17 protein-coding genes are annotated in these 15,238 nt (G+C 70.3%); 5 read left to right on the forward strand and 12 right to left on the reverse strand.

Annotation, left to right across the window (positions count from 1 at the left end):
* Positions 1–34 precede the first annotated feature (34 nt).
* Positions 35–466, forward strand: a complete 432-nt coding sequence (locus HLK59_RS12900; protein ID WP_171141518.1) for a hypothetical protein — start codon at positions 35–37, stop codon at positions 464–466.
* On the opposite strand, the gene HLK59_RS12905 is transcribed toward HLK59_RS12900, so the two are convergent.
* A complete protein-coding gene (locus HLK59_RS12905) occupies positions 453–731 on the reverse strand; it encodes a hypothetical protein (protein WP_346779719.1) in 279 nt (92 codons plus the stop codon). The two genes, HLK59_RS12900 and HLK59_RS12905, sit on opposite strands and share 14 nt — an antisense overlap.
* A gap of 31 nt (positions 732–762) precedes the next feature.
* Positions 763–936 carry a hypothetical protein gene (locus HLK59_RS12910; RefSeq protein WP_171141489.1) on the reverse strand — a complete coding sequence of 58 codons (174 nt, stop codon included), beginning with the start codon at positions 934–936 and terminating at the stop codon, positions 763–765.
* A gap of 92 nt (positions 937–1,028) precedes the next feature.
* Between HLK59_RS12910 and HLK59_RS12915 the strand changes: the two genes are divergently transcribed.
* Positions 1,029–1,994: a helix-turn-helix domain-containing protein gene (locus HLK59_RS12915; protein ID WP_171141519.1), complete on the forward strand. Its 966-nt coding sequence runs from the start codon at positions 1,029–1,031 to the stop codon at positions 1,992–1,994.
* 3 nt (positions 1,995–1,997) lie between these two features.
* On the opposite strand, the gene HLK59_RS12920 is transcribed toward HLK59_RS12915, so the two are convergent.
* The 10 genes from HLK59_RS12920 to HLK59_RS12965 all read right to left on the reverse strand — a co-directional run bounded on the left by HLK59_RS12920 (position 1,998) and on the right by HLK59_RS12965 (position 11,985).
* A complete protein-coding gene (locus tag HLK59_RS12920) occupies positions 1,998–3,374 on the reverse strand; it encodes a cytochrome P450 (protein ID WP_171141520.1) in 1,377 nt (458 codons plus the stop codon).
* Entirely contained in the window at positions 3,371–4,456 is a 1,086-nt protein-coding gene (gene cyc1, locus HLK59_RS12925) for an epi-isozizaene synthase (RefSeq protein ID WP_171141521.1), read from the reverse strand. Before cyc1 ends, HLK59_RS12920 begins: the two co-directional genes overlap by 4 nt.
* A gap of 289 nt (positions 4,457–4,745) precedes the next feature.
* Positions 4,746–5,396, reverse strand: a complete 651-nt coding sequence (gene def, locus HLK59_RS12930) for a peptide deformylase (RefSeq protein WP_171141522.1) — start codon at positions 5,394–5,396, stop codon at positions 4,746–4,748.
* 152 nt (positions 5,397–5,548) lie between these two features.
* Positions 5,549–6,529, reverse strand: coding sequence for a hypothetical protein (locus tag HLK59_RS12935; protein WP_171141523.1), 981 nt, complete (start codon positions 6,527–6,529; stop codon positions 5,549–5,551).
* Between the two features lie 117 nt (positions 6,530–6,646).
* The gene (locus HLK59_RS12940) at positions 6,647–7,879 is read right to left on the reverse strand and encodes an HD domain-containing protein (protein WP_171141524.1); all 1,233 of its coding nucleotides are present in this window, start codon (positions 7,877–7,879) and stop codon (positions 6,647–6,649) included.
* Positions 7,876–9,165 carry an HD-GYP domain-containing protein gene (locus tag HLK59_RS12945; RefSeq protein ID WP_171141525.1) on the reverse strand — a complete coding sequence of 430 codons (1,290 nt, stop codon included), beginning with the start codon at positions 9,163–9,165 and terminating at the stop codon, positions 7,876–7,878. The genes HLK59_RS12940 and HLK59_RS12945 overlap by 4 nt, the downstream gene beginning before the upstream one ends.
* A 127-nt stretch (positions 9,166–9,292) precedes the next feature.
* The gene (gene rsrA / locus HLK59_RS12950; protein ID WP_171141526.1) at positions 9,293–9,598 is read right to left on the reverse strand and encodes a mycothiol system anti-sigma-R factor; all 306 of its coding nucleotides are present in this window, start codon (positions 9,596–9,598) and stop codon (positions 9,293–9,295) included.
* A complete protein-coding gene (gene sigR / locus HLK59_RS12955) occupies positions 9,595–10,278 on the reverse strand; it encodes an RNA polymerase sigma factor SigR (RefSeq protein ID WP_346779720.1) in 684 nt (227 codons plus the stop codon). The genes rsrA and sigR overlap by 4 nt, the downstream gene beginning before the upstream one ends.
* A gap of 257 nt (positions 10,279–10,535) precedes the next feature.
* Positions 10,536–11,168: an alpha/beta family hydrolase gene (locus tag HLK59_RS12960; RefSeq protein ID WP_171141528.1), complete on the reverse strand. Its 633-nt coding sequence runs from the start codon at positions 11,166–11,168 to the stop codon at positions 10,536–10,538.
* A gap of 1 nt (position 11,169) precedes the next feature.
* On the reverse strand, positions 11,170–11,985 hold the full coding sequence (locus HLK59_RS12965; RefSeq protein ID WP_171141529.1) for an SOS response-associated peptidase: 816 nt from the start codon (positions 11,983–11,985) through the stop codon (positions 11,170–11,172).
* Between the two features lie 50 nt (positions 11,986–12,035).
* Between HLK59_RS12965 and HLK59_RS12970 the strand changes: the two genes are divergently transcribed.
* The 3 genes from HLK59_RS12970 (at position 12,036) to rsgA (ending at position 15,222) form a co-directional block, all read left to right on the forward strand.
* Positions 12,036–12,749, forward strand: a complete 714-nt coding sequence (locus tag HLK59_RS12970) for a M50 family metallopeptidase (RefSeq protein WP_171141530.1) — start codon at positions 12,036–12,038, stop codon at positions 12,747–12,749.
* A gap of 124 nt (positions 12,750–12,873) precedes the next feature.
* Entirely contained in the window at positions 12,874–14,199 is a 1,326-nt protein-coding gene (gene aroA / locus HLK59_RS12975) for a 3-phosphoshikimate 1-carboxyvinyltransferase (RefSeq protein ID WP_171141531.1), read from the forward strand.
* 12 nt (positions 14,200–14,211) lie between these two features.
* Entirely contained in the window at positions 14,212–15,222 is a 1,011-nt protein-coding gene (gene rsgA, locus HLK59_RS12980) for a ribosome small subunit-dependent GTPase A (RefSeq protein ID WP_171141532.1), read from the forward strand.
* Positions 15,223–15,238 lie beyond the last annotated feature (16 nt).

A 15,238-nucleotide genomic window follows, 5' to 3' on the forward strand; every position in this document is an offset into this window, starting at 1 on the left:
GCTGGTACGTCACATCGGTGAGGAGGGATTCTTCATGCGCCGTATCGCGATTCTCACCGTCACGGCCCTGCTGCTGGCCGGGTGCGGAACCCGGACCGGCGGCGACGAGGGTGACAGCGGTGCCTCCGTGTCACCGTCGCCCACCGGCTGTACGTCCGTGGCGGAACTCCACGCCGCCGACAGTGGCCGCACGGTGTGCCTGGCGGTCGGCGGCACGGTCCGGGTCGCCCTGGACGGGGCGGAGAACCGACCGTGGGCGCCGGTCACCGCCGAGGGCGGCGGCCTGGAGGCCGCCAACAGCGGCATCGTGCTGCTGCCGGGCGACGCGAACGCGGCGTTCCCGGCGGTCTCGGCGGGCCGCACGGAACTCACTTCCTCGCGACCGCTGTGCGCCGCCGAGACCGGCAAGGTGTCCTGCAAGGGCCTTCAGGACTGGTCGGTCACCGTGGTGGTCACTTCAACGTGACCGCGTCCCCCGCCGACACGATCCGCGCGGTCGTCGTCGTACCGGGGAAGTACCAGCGCCAGCTGCCGGCCGTGCTGTGGTGGGCAGCGCCGGCCGGGCGGTACTGGAGCTTGACCTCCTGGCCGGTGAAACCGTGGTATTTGAGGTCCTCCCAGTCGGCACGGTCCGTGATCTTCCTGACGCCCGAGTCGTCCTTGATGGTGATCACGATCGGGTACTCGACGGTCTTCGCGGTACCGACGATGACGTTCTTGCCGTCGTTCACGACCGTCTTCGTGACCCGGATGTCGCCCTTGCTAGACGGTGCGGGCCACCCGGCGTGAGGTGCCCCTGTGCTGCTGTGCCTCCTTGATCTGGCGGTCGATGCGCCGGTCGCGGACGATGCCGGTCACGGCGGGGGCGACCAGCAGGACCAGGATGGCGAGAACGATGAGCATTCCGATCAGTCCTTCTGTCTGTGCGGTAGTCATGACACCACTGTCGCGCCGGACACTCCTTACGAACAGTGGCAGGACTGCCGTACAACCTCGATTTACTGCCACTTCCGAGGCATACTGAGTACATGCTGAAAAACGTGGCTGCCGTACTGCTCGACGGCGTGCACCCCTTCGAACTCGGGGTGATCTGCGAGGTGTTCGGCATCGACCGCAGCGACGAGGGACTGCCGACGTACGACTTCGCGGTCGCCTCGGCCGAGGGCCCGTCGCTCACCACCCATGTCGGCGGCCTCACCGTGGGCACGCCGTACGGCCTCGAACGGCTGGAGGAGGCCGACCTGATCGCGGTACCGGCGGGGGCGGACTACGTCGTGCGCGACTACCCGCCCGAGCTGCTCGACGCGCTCAGAAGGGCCGTCGACCGGGGCTCCCGGGTGCTCAGCGTCTGCTCCGGCGTCTTCGTGCTCGGCGCCGCCGGACTGCTCGACGGGCGGCGGTGCAGTGTGCACTGGCGGCAGGCGGACGAGCTCGCCGTACGCAACCCGCGCGCGGTCATCGAGCCCGACGTCCTGTACGTCGACGAGGACCCGGTGATCACCTCCGCGGGGACCGCCGCCGGCATCGACGCCTGTCTGCACATCGTCCGCAAGGAACAGGGCCCCGAGGTCGCCAACAAGATCGCCCGGCGCATGGTCGTACCGCCGCACCGGGACGGCGGACAGGCGCAGTACATCGAACGGCCCCTGCCGAAGGACTCGTGTGACACCGTCGGCGAGGTGCTGGTGTGGATGGAGCAGCACCTCGACGAGGACGTCACCGTCGAGCAGCTCGCCGACCGCGCCCACATGTCCCCGCGCACCTTCGCCCGCCGCTTCCAGCAGGAGACGGGCACCACCCCCTACCGCTGGATCCTGCGCCAACGCGTCCTGCTGGCCCAGGGACTGCTGGAGGGCACCGACGAGACGGTGGACGCGGTCGCGGGCCGAACGGGGTTCGGCACCGCGGCCGCGCTGCGCCACCAGTTCGTGCGGGCGCTCGGGACCACCCCGAACGCCTACCGCCGGGCGTTCAGGGGACCGGAAGCGGCCTGAGCCTCACCTCGCGACCGGCCGCAGCAGCAGCTTGTGCGGACGGAGCGTGATGCCCACCCGCGTCCCGTCGTCGGAGCCCGACACCTGCTCGAAGCGGTACTTCGTCGAGACCGCCGCCGTGATCAGCGACAGCTGCGCCATCGAGAAGTGGTCGCTCGGGCACTTGCGGTTGCCCACGCTGAACGGGCTCATGGCGTATTTCGGCACCTCCTTGACCCGCCCCGGAAGCCAGCGGTCGGGGTCGAACTCCAGGTTGCCCTCGTACGACTTCGCATCGCGCTGGATCGCGTACGGGCTGTACACGATGTCGGCACCGGCCGGAATGCGATACCCACCGAGTTCGGTGTCGGCGACCGCCCGGCGCGTCAATATCCACACGGCGGGGCGCAAACGCATGGCCTCGACGACGACATTGTTCGTGTGGGTGAGCGCCCGGACATCCTCGAATGCGACAGGACGGCCGCCCGTTACGGATTGAACCTCCTCGCGCACCCTGTCCGCGTGTTCCGGATGTTCCGCGAGCACTTGGAGCAGCCACATGATCGTGGAGGCCACTGTTTCGCTGCCCGGGGTGAGTATGGCGACCACCTGGTCGTGGATCTCCTGTTCCCCGATGGGGTCGCCATTGTCGTCCTTCGCCTCCAGCAATGCCGTCAGCAAATCGTCCGGCTTTTGACCAGATGCGCGGCGCTCGGCGACGATCTCGTCGACGAGCAGATGCAAATCGGCCAGGGCCGCGTTGAATTTGCGGTTGGGCGGCAGGGGCAGGTTGTACAGCGGTCCGAGCGGGACCACCATCCGCCGGTACATACCGCGGAAGACGGTGGCGAGCGCGACGCACAGCCGCTCGGCCCGCTCGTCCATGAAGTCGCCGCGCAGCAGACAGCGGGCCGCGATGCGCACCGCCACCCGGAAGGACTCGGAGGTGCAGTCGATGGTCTCGCCGGGCCGCCAGCGCGTCGTCAGCGCGTGCGCCTCCTCCTCCATGATCGGCCCGTATCCGGGGATCGCGTCCAGCCGGAACGCGGGCTGGATGGTGCGCCGCTGACGCCGGTGGCGCGGACCGTTGGCGGTGGCCACGCCCTCCTTGCCGAGCAGGCCCTCCAGGGACTGCCACAGCGGTCCGTCGATGACGTAGTCGGGGTTGAGGGCCATGGCCCCGGTGAGGGCCGGTGTGGTGACGGCGTACACCGTCTTGGGGCCGAGCTTGAGCCGTACGACATCGCCGTGGTCACGCAGCTGGGACATGAAGGCCAGCGGATCCCGCAGCAGCTTCAGCCCGTGCCCGAGGACCGGAACGGCCCCTCCCGCGAGGACCGGCTCACGCAGCCCTGGCACCGGTGTCAGCGGGGCCTCGGGCTTCACAGACTCGACGGTCATTTCTCACCTGCCGCTTCGTTGTCGACGTACGGGGGTGTGGACCGGTCGTCCCAGCTGTCGACCATGTAACGGCCGGACTCGTGGTGGAACCAGTAGACGGTGCTGAACCAGTTGCGCATATTGCCGACACAGGCCCGCACGGTGGCGCTCAGGTCTTTTCCGCACAGGGTTCCGTCGTCGAGCGACGCGGCGAAACGCAGGGCCGACTTCTCGGCGACGAGGAATTCACTGATGCATTCCTCGACCCTCCGCCGGACTTCCCTTATGGCCTCTTCGAGTGTCAGCCCCTCGTGTTTGATGAGGCTGATTCCGAGATTGTGGACCTCGTCGCCCGCTATTTCCTTCGGCAGCGAACAGAGGTCGTTGTACCAGGCGGCGAATTCCTGGCTCAGGAGTGCCGCCCGCCGATATGCCGGGTGTTTCCGCACCCGGTCCGGGAGTTCCCGGCCCGCGCTCGGCTCCAGCAGATCGGTCCAGATCCAGTGCGCGAAAGTGAGGCGCCGGAGCGCGAGGTATTCCTCGACGGTCGGCACGACACCTTCGGTGCGGTTGTGGAATTCCCGGTCGTAGGCCTCGATCACCGAGTGGAAGTGCCGGGCGAACCGCGCGTTCCAGGTGCCGGGCAGGAACCCGCGCAGCCGCACCATGGTGTCGGCGAACGCGGCGACCAGGGGATCCTCGTGGTGCAGGTGCTCCTCGGGGGAGTCGAGTGCCGCGTGCAGCCGGTACCTGAGCCGCCGCCAGGCCCCGCGCCGGTGGTGGACGATGTCGCGGTCGTGCCGGTCGTCCCAGACGAAGAACCACGCGCTGTAGTCCGCTATCGCCTGGAGGACCTCGTCCGGGGCGCCCAGGTAGTAGCCCGCCATGAGGTCCGTGTAGCAAAGACCGTCGGCATATTCCTCCACCTTGTCCGCCGGCATGAGCCGCTTTTCCAGCAGCCAGGTACGTGTCTTCTCCTGGAGCTGGGGCCAATACGAGTGGAGTTGCCGGGGAAACGCCGCCTCGATCACCGGAAGAGAGAGCGACGGTGGGACCGCGATCGCTGTCGGTGTCGATGTGGTGCCGTGTGAGAAAGCATGCACGAACTAACCCCTCTCAGCCGCCAGTTGCGCACGCCCTCCCGCTGTGCCGGGCGTGCGCCGTTGCGTATCCCCGCACTTCCCATTCAGCACCACAACTGACCGATCTGGGAACGGATTTGCACCCTTCACTACCCCACAGTGCCGAGAATCTCCCCTTGTGTGACTGAATCTGGATCACTAAGGGAGCACATACGATCGAACGTGCGACGGACAGACGAACGGCGCCTGGTCAGGGAGGTGAACCCGAACAGACGCCGTGCGCAAGGGATCTGTGTGATCCCGAGAGGTCTCAGTCGTTGGCGACCACGGGGTAGCGGGGCTCGTTCTCGGCCATCTGCCGCAGCGCGTCCTTGCGCTCCCGCTTGGAGAGCCGGTCGATGTAGAGGTACCCGTAGAGATGATCGGTCTCATGCTGCAAACACCGAGCGAAGTACCCGGTGCCGCGGACCTTGATCGGGTTGCCCTTCTCGTCCTGCCCGGTCAGCTCGGCGTAGTCGGGGCGGGCGAGCGGCGCGTACGCGGTCGGCACGGACAGGCAGCCCTCGTTGCTGTCGTCCAGGACGCGCCGGTCGGCGGGCAGGTCGACGAGCTTAGGGTTGCAGACCACGCCGACGTGCCGCTTGCCCTCGTCGTCCATGCAGTCGTACACGAAGACCTTCAGGTCGACACCGATCTGGTTGGCGGCCAGGCCCACGCCCTCGGCGGTGCGCTGCGAGGCGAACATGTCCGCCACCAGCTGGTCCAGCTCCGCGCCGAACTCGGTGACGTCCTTGCACTCCTTGTGCAGCACCGGGTTGCCGACGACGGTGATGGGCCGCGAGGTCCCACGCTCCCGCCAGCCGTTCTCCCGCTCCTCGGCCTCCCCGGTGTCGATGACGAAGCCCTCGTCGTCCACGGGAAGCACGCCCGCGTGCTGCTGATCGGTGTCCTGCTGCGCCATGACCGACGTATGCCTTCCTAAACCAAAACAAGGTGGAGTTGCTGATACAGAGTAAGGGGAGGCGCCCCTTTAGGGGCGCGGGGCAGTGTCCGATATGCGGCTCCGCCGCGTGGGCGCGACCAGCCACAACGAACCGGCAGCCGAAAACGGACCTAGCAGACCTCTTCCAAATCCCGCCAGTCCCGGGAATCAGGGCTGTCGGCAACCCACCCGTCCAGCAACCCCCGCACCAGCCCAGCCGGCGCAGCCACCCCGCACTCCCGCTCCGGCACCCACAGCTGCCCGTCCGTCCGATGCCCCAGCGGCCCCGGATGCCCCGGCTCACTGTGATCGTGCGGATCCAGATGCTCCCCGTCCCCCTCGTCCGACGGCATCCGCGACTCCGAACACATCCGGCACAGCAGCCGCACCGAAGAAGACCAGTCCTCCGCCGCGAACCCCGCGTCGGCCGCGAGCTGCTCCAGCGCGTCCCGGTCCGCCTCGGTCGCCGCCTCCAGCAGCACCACCCACGTCGGCACCGGCGACGGCGCCCACAGCTCGATCTCGTCGAACACGGGATACGAGTGCCCGGCGGCGGTGGTCCGCTCCCCGTGCGGCACCCCGTCGTGGAGCACGACCTCACCCCAGCGCCGCCCGGAGGACGGCAACGGAATCGACAGGACCTCGATGCGCGCCGGATCCAGCCGCCGGCCCCACACCACCTCGGCCTCCCCCTCCGGGGACAGCCGTACGGCAGCGCTGCCGAGGTCCATGCCGACGGGCTCCCCGGGGTCCGCGGCGCCGCCCGGCACCCGCAGCCCGTAGGCCTGCCAGGCCCGCCGGGCCAGCGGCCAGTCCTGGAGCGCGGTGGCCGCGATGCCGACGTTCCACCAGTCGGGTGCGCCCGTCTCCCGGTCGAGCAGCGCGACGGCCCTGAGGCCCGCCGCCCGCGCCTGCTCCCAGTCGTGCCGGAACTTGTGCAGCAGGGCGAGGTTGAACCAGGACTCGGACAGCCACGGCTCCAGGTCGGCGGCCCGCGTCAGCAGCGCGCCCGCGTCCTCGTACCGGCCGTCGCCGATCAGCGTGAACGCGCGGTCTGTGGCCTGCCGCCAGGAGGCGGAGGGCCGGTGCCGTCCCTTGCCGAAGATCCTCACGATTCCCGCCTGCCAGTTCCGTTCAGTGGGCTGGCCACTGCCCCCGGACGCCCTCATTCTCGGGTCTTCCTTCGCATCCAACCATGCGCGGCTGGAAGGGCGCTCATTACCCATGGGTTACCCAACCGAGGGCAGGGTAAGACAGTCCCTCGCCAGCACCCGGGCCAGCGCCTCCACGACCTCGGGCGCGTAGTCCCCCGCGGTGGCGAGCCGCAGCTCCTCCAGCGCGGTGAGGGGCCCGCCGGGCCCGGCGTCCCGTGCCTTCTCCTCGTAGGCGTTCACCGCCCGCACGATCCGCGCGGCGACGGGCTGCTGCCGATAGGGGTCGGCCTGCCGCTCCACGACCACGGCCACCGTGCCGTCCACCCCCGTCTGCCGTACGACGGCCCCGCCGAGCAGGGCGATCCGCCGCTGCTCCTCGGTGGGCAGCCCCGCGGTGGCCCCCGCCGGCACCGGATCGATCAGGCTGAGCTGTCCGATGTCGTGCATGAGGGCGGCGTACTCCAGGACGGTGAGATCGGGCCCGGTCAGCCCCAGGTCCCGCCCCACGGCCTTGCTGAGCTCGGCGACGCGGCGGGCGTGGCCCGCAGGGGTGTACCCGGCGATCTCGGTGGCCCGGGCGAGCGAGGCGATGGTCTGCCGGTAGGTGGTCCGTACGGCGGCGTACCGCCGGAAGGCCAGCTGGGTGAGGAGCAGCGGCACGGAGAAGACGGGCAGCGCCCACAGCCCGGCGACGGCGACCGCGAGGGCCATCACCGCGCCGGTCGCGCAGACGGCGGACCCGATGCCGAGCAGGGCCCGCAGTTCGTGCCTCAGCAGCGGGGCGAAGGGCCAGCGGGTGCGGGAGTGCGCGAGCGCGGCGGCGAGCACGGCGTCGCAGAGCGCGGTGAGGGCGAGGAGCGCGATCAGCACGAGGGCGTACGCCGGTCCGCCCCAGGTGTCGAGGACGCCCCGGTTGTAGAGGGGCTGGAAGCAGACGGCGCAGAACGCGGTGCTGAGCAGGCGGCGCGAGAGATGGTCGACCATCGGGCCCTGCCCGCGCGCGATGTGCGGCACGCTACCGAGGAGCGCTGCGGCGAGCACGACGGCGACCACCTGGAGGACCCCGTGCGTGGTGGGCCGTCCGGCGTCCGCCCCGAGCAGCGCGTACGCCAGCGCCCCGGCGGCCCCGAGCGGAGCGGCCTCCCGGACCCGGGCGCCGGTCCACCGCGCGAGCTCACCGACGGTGATCAGCACCCCGAAGGCCAGCGCGGCCCCGCGCTCCTCCAGGCCCGTCCAGAGGATGACGGCGAGCGAGACGAGGGCGAGCAGCCCCGCCGAGCCGTGCACGAGCAGCCGGGGCCATCTCATCGGCGCGCTCCGGAACGGCCGGCGACCGGTCGCCGGGGCCCCGGCGGGCGCTCCTCGTCCGCGGTCACGGCGGGGTGCCAGCCGTGCCTGCCCAACGCCTGGACGAGAGCCGTGACCATGCGGGGATCGAACTGCGACCCGGCACAGCGCTCCAGCTCCTCCAGAGCGGCGGAGACCGGCCGCGCCCGCCGGTACGACCGCGTCGACGTCATGGCGTCGAAGGCGTCGGCGACCGCCACCACCCGTGCGGACTCGGGGATCTGGCTCCCCATCAGCCCGTACGGATACCCGCTCCCGTCCAGCCGCTCGTGATGATGCAGTACGGCCGCCCGCGCCTCCCCCAGGAACGAGATCCCCCGCACCATCTCGTGCCCGTACTCGGGATGCAGTTCGATGACGCGCCGCTCCTGCGGAGTCAGCGGGCCGTCCTTGCGCAGCAGCCGCGTGGGCACGCCCAGTTTGCCGACGTCATGCAGGATCCCGGCGAACCGGAGCACCTCGGTGCGGCCCTCGTCCATGCCGAGCTCGCGGGCGATCATCATCGAGGCCTGTCCGACGCGCTCACTGTGCCCGCGGGTGTACTCGTCCTTGATGTCGACGGCCTGCACCAGTGCGCGGATCGTGGCCTGATGGGCGGCCTGCTCGCGGTGGTACTGGGCGAAGGCCCACCAGGACACACACATCGGCAGCAGCACGAGCAGCGCGGCGACGGGCCCGTACGGGCTGCGCCACAGCACGGCCATCATCAGCCCGGCGAGCCCGTGCACGGCGATCGGTGCGAGGGAACGCAGGAACAGACCGCGCCAGGCCAGTCGTAGGGGCACCCGCTCGGCAAGCGCCAGGATGCCGCCGTCCAGGACCGTCAGCACCAGACAGAAGGCGATGACGGCCGCCCCGGCCGGGACGAGCACATAGGGAAAGTCCGGGGCCACGACGGCGTCCCGGCCGCCCAGCGCCCAGTGCACCCGCGATGCCGCCCAGACGGCGACGGCGAGTTGGGCGGCCCGCCAGATCCGGCGGATCGAGCGCGGCCTCTGCGTGACCGGGGAGAGCAGCGCCCCCGGCAGCGCGACGAGCGCGGCGGCGGGGGGCGGCAGCAGGAAGGCCCCGGCGAGCAGCACGGGATAGAAGGTGCCGGAGAGCCGCTCGCCCCCGGCGTAGAGGGCGGCGAGCAGGGCCACCGCCCACCAGGGGGCGGTCACCGCCGGCAGCGCGTGCACGCAGTACAGGGCAGCGAGGACGACACCGACCACGTACACGCGTGCCCGTGCCGCTGTCCCCTCCATGACGCCCCTTTGAGATCTCCCGAGCCGGCTCAGCTTCGGAGCCTAGGAGGGCGGGAGGGGGTTCCGCGGGCCGATTACCCGCGGATTAGCACGTTCGAGTGACGACAGCCCGTTCCCAGAAGGGAGTTCAGGCCTCCTGGACCGGTGCCGCGGTGATGTCGTGCTCGGGCACCGCCTGTCCGGAGCGGATCAGGTCGAGCCGCCCCAGGACCTTGGAACGCAGGTCGCTGGGCACGTCGTCATGGCCGCAGCACCGCTTGACCAGCTTCTTCACGGCCTCTTCCAGGCCGTACTTCTCCAGGCACGGCGAGCACTCCGTGAAGTGCTGCTTGAACTTGTCGCGGTCGACGTCCGGCATCTCACTGTCGAGGAACTCGTAGAGATGATCGAGTACCTCACTGCAGTCCGTCTCGTGCGGCTCTCCGCAGCTCATGAGCCCGAACCTTTCGCTTCGTTCGACTCTCCGGCGCCGGCCGGGACCAGCCCGCGCTCACGGGCGTAGTCCTCGAGCATGCCGCGCAGTTGGCGACGGCCCCGGTGCAGCCGGGACATCACCGTACCGATGGGTGTCCCCATGATGTCCGCGATCTCCTTGTACGCAAAGCCCTCGACGTCCGCCAGATAGACGGCGATGCGGAATTCCTCGGGGATCGCCTGGAGCGCTTCCTTCACGTCCGAGTCGGGCAGGTGGTCGAGCGCCTGCGACTCGGCGGAGCGCAGACCGGTCGACATGTGCGACTCGGCGCGCGCGAGCTGCCAGTCCTCGATCTCCTCGGCCGCGGAGCGCTGGGGTTCGCGCTGCTTCTTGCGGTACGAGTTGATGAACGTGTTGGTCAGGATCCGGTACAGCCAGGCCTTCAGGTTGGTGCCCTCGCGGAACTGGTGGAAGGACGCGTACGCCTTGGCGTACGTCTCCTGCACCAGGTCCTCGGCGTCGGCCGGGTTGCGCGTCATGCGCAGGGCGGCCGAGTACATCTGGTCGAGGAATTCGAGCGCGTCCCGCTCGAAGCGCGCGCTGCGCTGCGAGGTGGTCTCCGTGCTCGTGCCCTGGCCCTCGGGCTGCTCCGCCTGGCCGTGATCGGTCCCTGCGTCGGTACCGGGAACCGGACCCACCTCCTCAAGATCGCGGGCAGGACCGAAACCGATCCCACCAGAATCGGAGGATAGAACACGATCCGGTCCGCCCGCCGCCCGAATAGGGCCGGTCTTGGCAGCGTGCAGCACCGACCAGTCCAGGTCAGCACGGCTGCTGCGGCTCGGGCAGATGGTCGAACCCATGCGGCGGACTTCCTCTCCATGACGGTCGGTGCCGGTTCTTCAGCACTTCTGTCCGCCACAACAGAGCTCCGGGGCTCAGCATTCCCGAGCCGTTACCCGAGTGACCCGGCCCACTCCACCACCGCGTCGGTGACGATCGTCACGGCCTGCTCCTGGCCGATCCCCGCCTTCTTCGGCACGGCGAACCCATGGTCGCCGTACGCCACCTCGACCAGCTCATGAGCACCGTCCGGGAACTCGTCCGGCTTCCCGAAGGGGTCGTTGCCGCCCTGTACGACCAGCGTGGGCACCCCGGAGCCGAGCAGTTCGTCGGCGCGGGACTTCTCGGGCCTGCCGGGCGGATGCAGCGGGAAGCTGAGGGCGAGCACCGCGGCGGCGCCCAGCTCGACGGCGGTACGGCAGGCGACCCGTGCCCCGGCGCTGCGCCCGCCGGAGATCACGGGCGGTCCCGGCTTCGCGACCGCGGGCCAGATCCCGCGCCACCCGATGTCGAGGGTCTTCGGCGCGGGCGCCATCTTCTTGCCCGCCACCCGCCAGGGCTGCTCGACGAGGGCGACCGTCACGCCGTGCGCGGGCAGCACCCGGGCGAGTGCCTGGAGGTCCCGCGCCTCGATGCCGCCCCCGGCGCCATGGCCGACGGCGAGGACGAGCCGCGCCTTCTTCGCCCTGTGCCAGGTGATGCGGGCGTCACCGGCGTCCGTGCTGACGATCTCAGTGGTGGTCACGTCAGAAGAGTGTGCCCTCTTCGGGTCCCTCCAGCTCGGTCAGCAGCTCCGGTCCGTTGTTGCGGACGTTGCTGACGGCGGTGGAGACGGGGTAGGCGCGCATGAGCCCCTCGGGCGGGGGCGCGAGCAGCGAGCGAAGGTCCTCGGTGTCCGTGCGGGAGGGGTCCAGCCAGGAGTCCCAGCGGTCCGGGGTGAGCATCAGCGGCATCCGGGGGTGGATGTCGGCCAGCGCGTGCGGTCCGTCGGCGGGGGCCACGGCGAGCGGGGTCGTCTCGGCCTCGGTGGTGATGACCGAGCAGGTGACCCACCAGGCCTGCGGGTGGTCGTCGGGGAGGGTGCGGTCGCGCCAGAACTCGTACAGCCCGGCCATCGCGAAGACGGACCCGTCGGCCGGCAGCACGAAGTACGGCTGCTTCCGCGGCCGCTTCTTCTTCCCCTCGACCTCCAGCTCCCGCTCGGCGGCGGCGGTGACCCACTCGTAGTAGCCGTCGGCGGGGATGATGCAGCGGCGGGAGGAGAAGGCCCGCTTGAACGACGGCTTCTCGTGGACGGTCTCGGCGCGCGCGTTGATCATCCGGGCACCGCCCTCGGGGGTCTTCGACCAGCTCGGCACCAGTCCCCACCTGAGCGTGCGCAGCTGGCGAACCGGGCTCGGATCATCCGCGTCCTTAAGAGGACGGTCGAGGACGGCGTAGACCTGCTTGGTCGGGGCCACGTTGTAGTCGGGGGCCAATGTCTCCTCGGGCTCCCACTTCTCGATCTCAAAGATTCCTGCGAGATCCTCGGGCCTACGACTCGCTGCATACCGTCCGCACATACGTGCCACACTGCCAGACTCCGTACGACCAGAGGGAGCCACCGCCGAACATGGACACCAGCACAGCGACCTCTCTCTGGGACGAGCTGATCGGCACCCAGCCCGACCCCGACCTGTGGGTGGTCCTGGCCACCTCGGTCGCGGCGCTCGCCCTCGTGGTCCCGCACAGCCTGTGGCGGGTCTCGCGCAACGCGATCACCATCGCCCACGAGGGCGGCCACGGTCTGATCGCCCTGCTCACCGGCCGCCAGCTCACCGGTATCCGGCTGCACTCCGACACCAGCGGGCTCACGGTCAGCCGGGGCAAGCCGCACGGCATCGGCATGATCCTCACCGCGGCGGCCGGTTACACCGCTCCCCCCTTGCTGGGCCTGGGCGGCGCGGCCCTCCTCGCCGCGGGCCGCATCACGCTGCTGCTGTGGCTGGCGACGGCCCTGCTCATCGCGATGCTGGTGATGATCCGCAACGCGTACGGCGCCCTGACGGTGGTCGTCACCGGCGGCACGTTCGTGGTGGTGTCGTGGCTGGCGGGTCCCCAGGTGCAGGCGGCGTTCGCGTACGCGGTGGTGTGGTTCCTGCTGCTGGGCGGCGTCCGTCCCGCTTTCGAGTTGCAGGCGAAGAGGGTGCGGGGAGGCGCGGGCGACTCGGACGCGGACCAGCTGTCCCGCCTGACGCATGTACCGGCGGGCTTGTGGTTGTTCCTGTTCCACGCGGTGAGCCTGTGCTCCCTGATAGGCGGCGGCAGGTGGATGTTGGAGGTGTGACGCCGGCCCGAAGGGCCGCGTCACACAGGGGCGCGGGGCTGTATCGATCAGCGGCTCCGCCGCGGGGCGCGACCAGCCACAACGCTGCCGCACCCGAAACTCAACCCCCTACTAAAGTGGACCCATGGCTTTGAACCCCTCAGAAACCACCCTCTGGCCCGCCCCCCACGCGAGCGGAGCCGTAGACGCAACGGTCCACGTCCCGGGGTCGAAGTCAGTCACCAACCGCGCCCTCGTCCTCGCGGCCCTCGCCAGCGAGCCCGGCTGGCTCCGCCGCCCTCTCCGCTCCCGTGACACCCTCCTCATGGCAGCCGCCCTCCGCGAGATGGGCGTGGGCATCGAGGAGGGCGTGGGTCCCGACGGCACGGGCGAGACCTGGCGCGTCCTCCCGGCAGGGCTCCGCGGCCCCGCCACGGTGCACGTGGGCAACGCCGGCACCGTCATGCGCTTCCTCCCCCCCGTCGCCGCCCTCGCCGACGGCGAGATCCGTTTCGACGGCGACCCGAGGTCGTACGAGCGCCCCCTGAACGGTGTCATCGACGCCCTGCGCGTCCTCGGCGCCCGTATCGACGACGACGGCCGCGGCGCGCTGCCGCTGACGGTCCACGGCGGCGGCGCGCTGGACGGCGGCCCGGTGGAGATCGACGCTTCGAGCTCTTCCCAGTTCGTGAGCGCCCTCCTCCTGTCCGGCCCCCGCTTCAACCAGGGCGTGGAGGTCCGTCACGTGGGCTCCACCCTCCCCTCGCTCCCCCACATCCGCATGACGGTCGACATGCTGCGCGCGGTCGGCGCCCAGGTCGACACCCCGGAGTCGGGCGGCGAGCCGAATGTCTGGCGGGTCACGCCGGGCGCGCTGCTCGGCCGGGACCTGACGATCGAGCCGGACCTGTCCAACGCCCAGCCGTTCCTGGCGGCGGCCCTGGTGACCGGTGGCAAGGTCGTCGTCCCGGACTGGCCGAGCCGCACCACCCAGCCCGGTGACAAGCTGCGGGAGATCTTCACCGAGATGGGCGGTTCCTGTGAACTCACCGAGTACGGCCTGGTGTTCACCGGCTCGGGCGCGATCCACGGCATCGACGTGGACCTGAGCGAGGTCGGCGAGCTGACCCCCGGCATCGCGGCGGTGGCGGCGCTGGCCGACTCCCCCTCGACGCTGCGCGGCGTGGCCCATCTGCGCCTGCACGAGACGGACCGGCTGGCCGCGCTCACCAAGGAGATCAATGAGCTCGGCGGTGATGTGACCGAGACGGCCGACGGACTGCACATCCGCCCGCGCCGTCTGCACGGCGGGATCTTCCACACGTACGAGGACCACCGTATGGCGACGGCCGGCGCGATCATCGGTCTCGCGGTGGAGGGTGTGCAGATCGAGAACGTGGCGACGACGGCGAAGACGCTGCCGGACTTCCCCGACCTGTGGACCGGGATGCTCGGGAGCGGTGGGGCGTAGGGGACTCACGCCATGCGTCGCTACGGCAAGCACACCGACGAGGACGACATCCGCAGCCGCCCGAACCGCAAGGGCAACCGGCCGCGGACACACATCCGTCCCAAGCACGAGGAAGCGGTCGAGGGCATGGTCCTCACCGTCGACCGGGGCCGTCTGACCTGTCTGGTCGAGGACCGGGTCGTGATGGCGATGAAGGCCCGGGAACTGGGCCGCAAGGCCGCCGTCGTCGGGGACCGGGTGGCCATCGTCGGCGACCTGTCCGGCCAGAAGGACACCCTGGCCCGTATCGTCCGCATCGAGCCGCGCGTCTCGGTCCTGCGCCGTACCGCGGACGACGACGACCCGTACGAGCGGGTGGTCGTCGCCAACGCCGACCAGTTGGCGATCGTCACGGCCCTCGCCGACCCCGAACCCCGCCCGCGCCTCATCGACCGCTGTCTGGTCGCGGCGTTCGACGGCGGTCTGAGCCCCCTCCTGGTCCTGACGAAGTCGGACCTCGCCCAGCCCGACAAACTCCTTGAGCTCTACGGCCACCTGGACATCCCGTACGTCGTCACCAGCCGCGAGGAGCTGGAGAACGGCGACGCGGCGGGCCGGGTGCGCGAGCAACTCGACGGCAGGATCACGGCGTTCGTCGGGCACTCGGGCGTCGGCAAGACGACATTGGTCAACGCACTGGTGCCGGAGGACCGCCGCCGGGTGACGGGCCATGTGAACGCGGTGACCGGCCGCGGCCGCCACACCACGACCTCGGCGCTGGCGCTGCCCCTGGCGGGCGACGACGGCTGGGTGATCGACACTCCGGGCGTACGGTCGTTCGGTCTGCACCACGTCGACCCGTCCCGCGTGATCCTCGCGTTCCCCGACCTGGTGCCGGGAACCGAAGGCTGTCCCCGTGCGTGCAGTCATGATGAGCCGGACTGCGCGCTGGACGAGTGGGTAGCAGAAGGGCACGCGGACCCGGCACGCCTGTACTCGCTCCGCCGTCTGTTGGCGACCAGGGAACGCAAGGAAGGCGACTGACCTCAGCGTTGTTTGT

Source organism: Streptomyces sp. S3(2020) (assembly GCF_013044505.1).
Classification (GTDB): Bacteria; Actinomycetota; Actinomycetes; order Streptomycetales; family Streptomycetaceae; genus Streptomyces.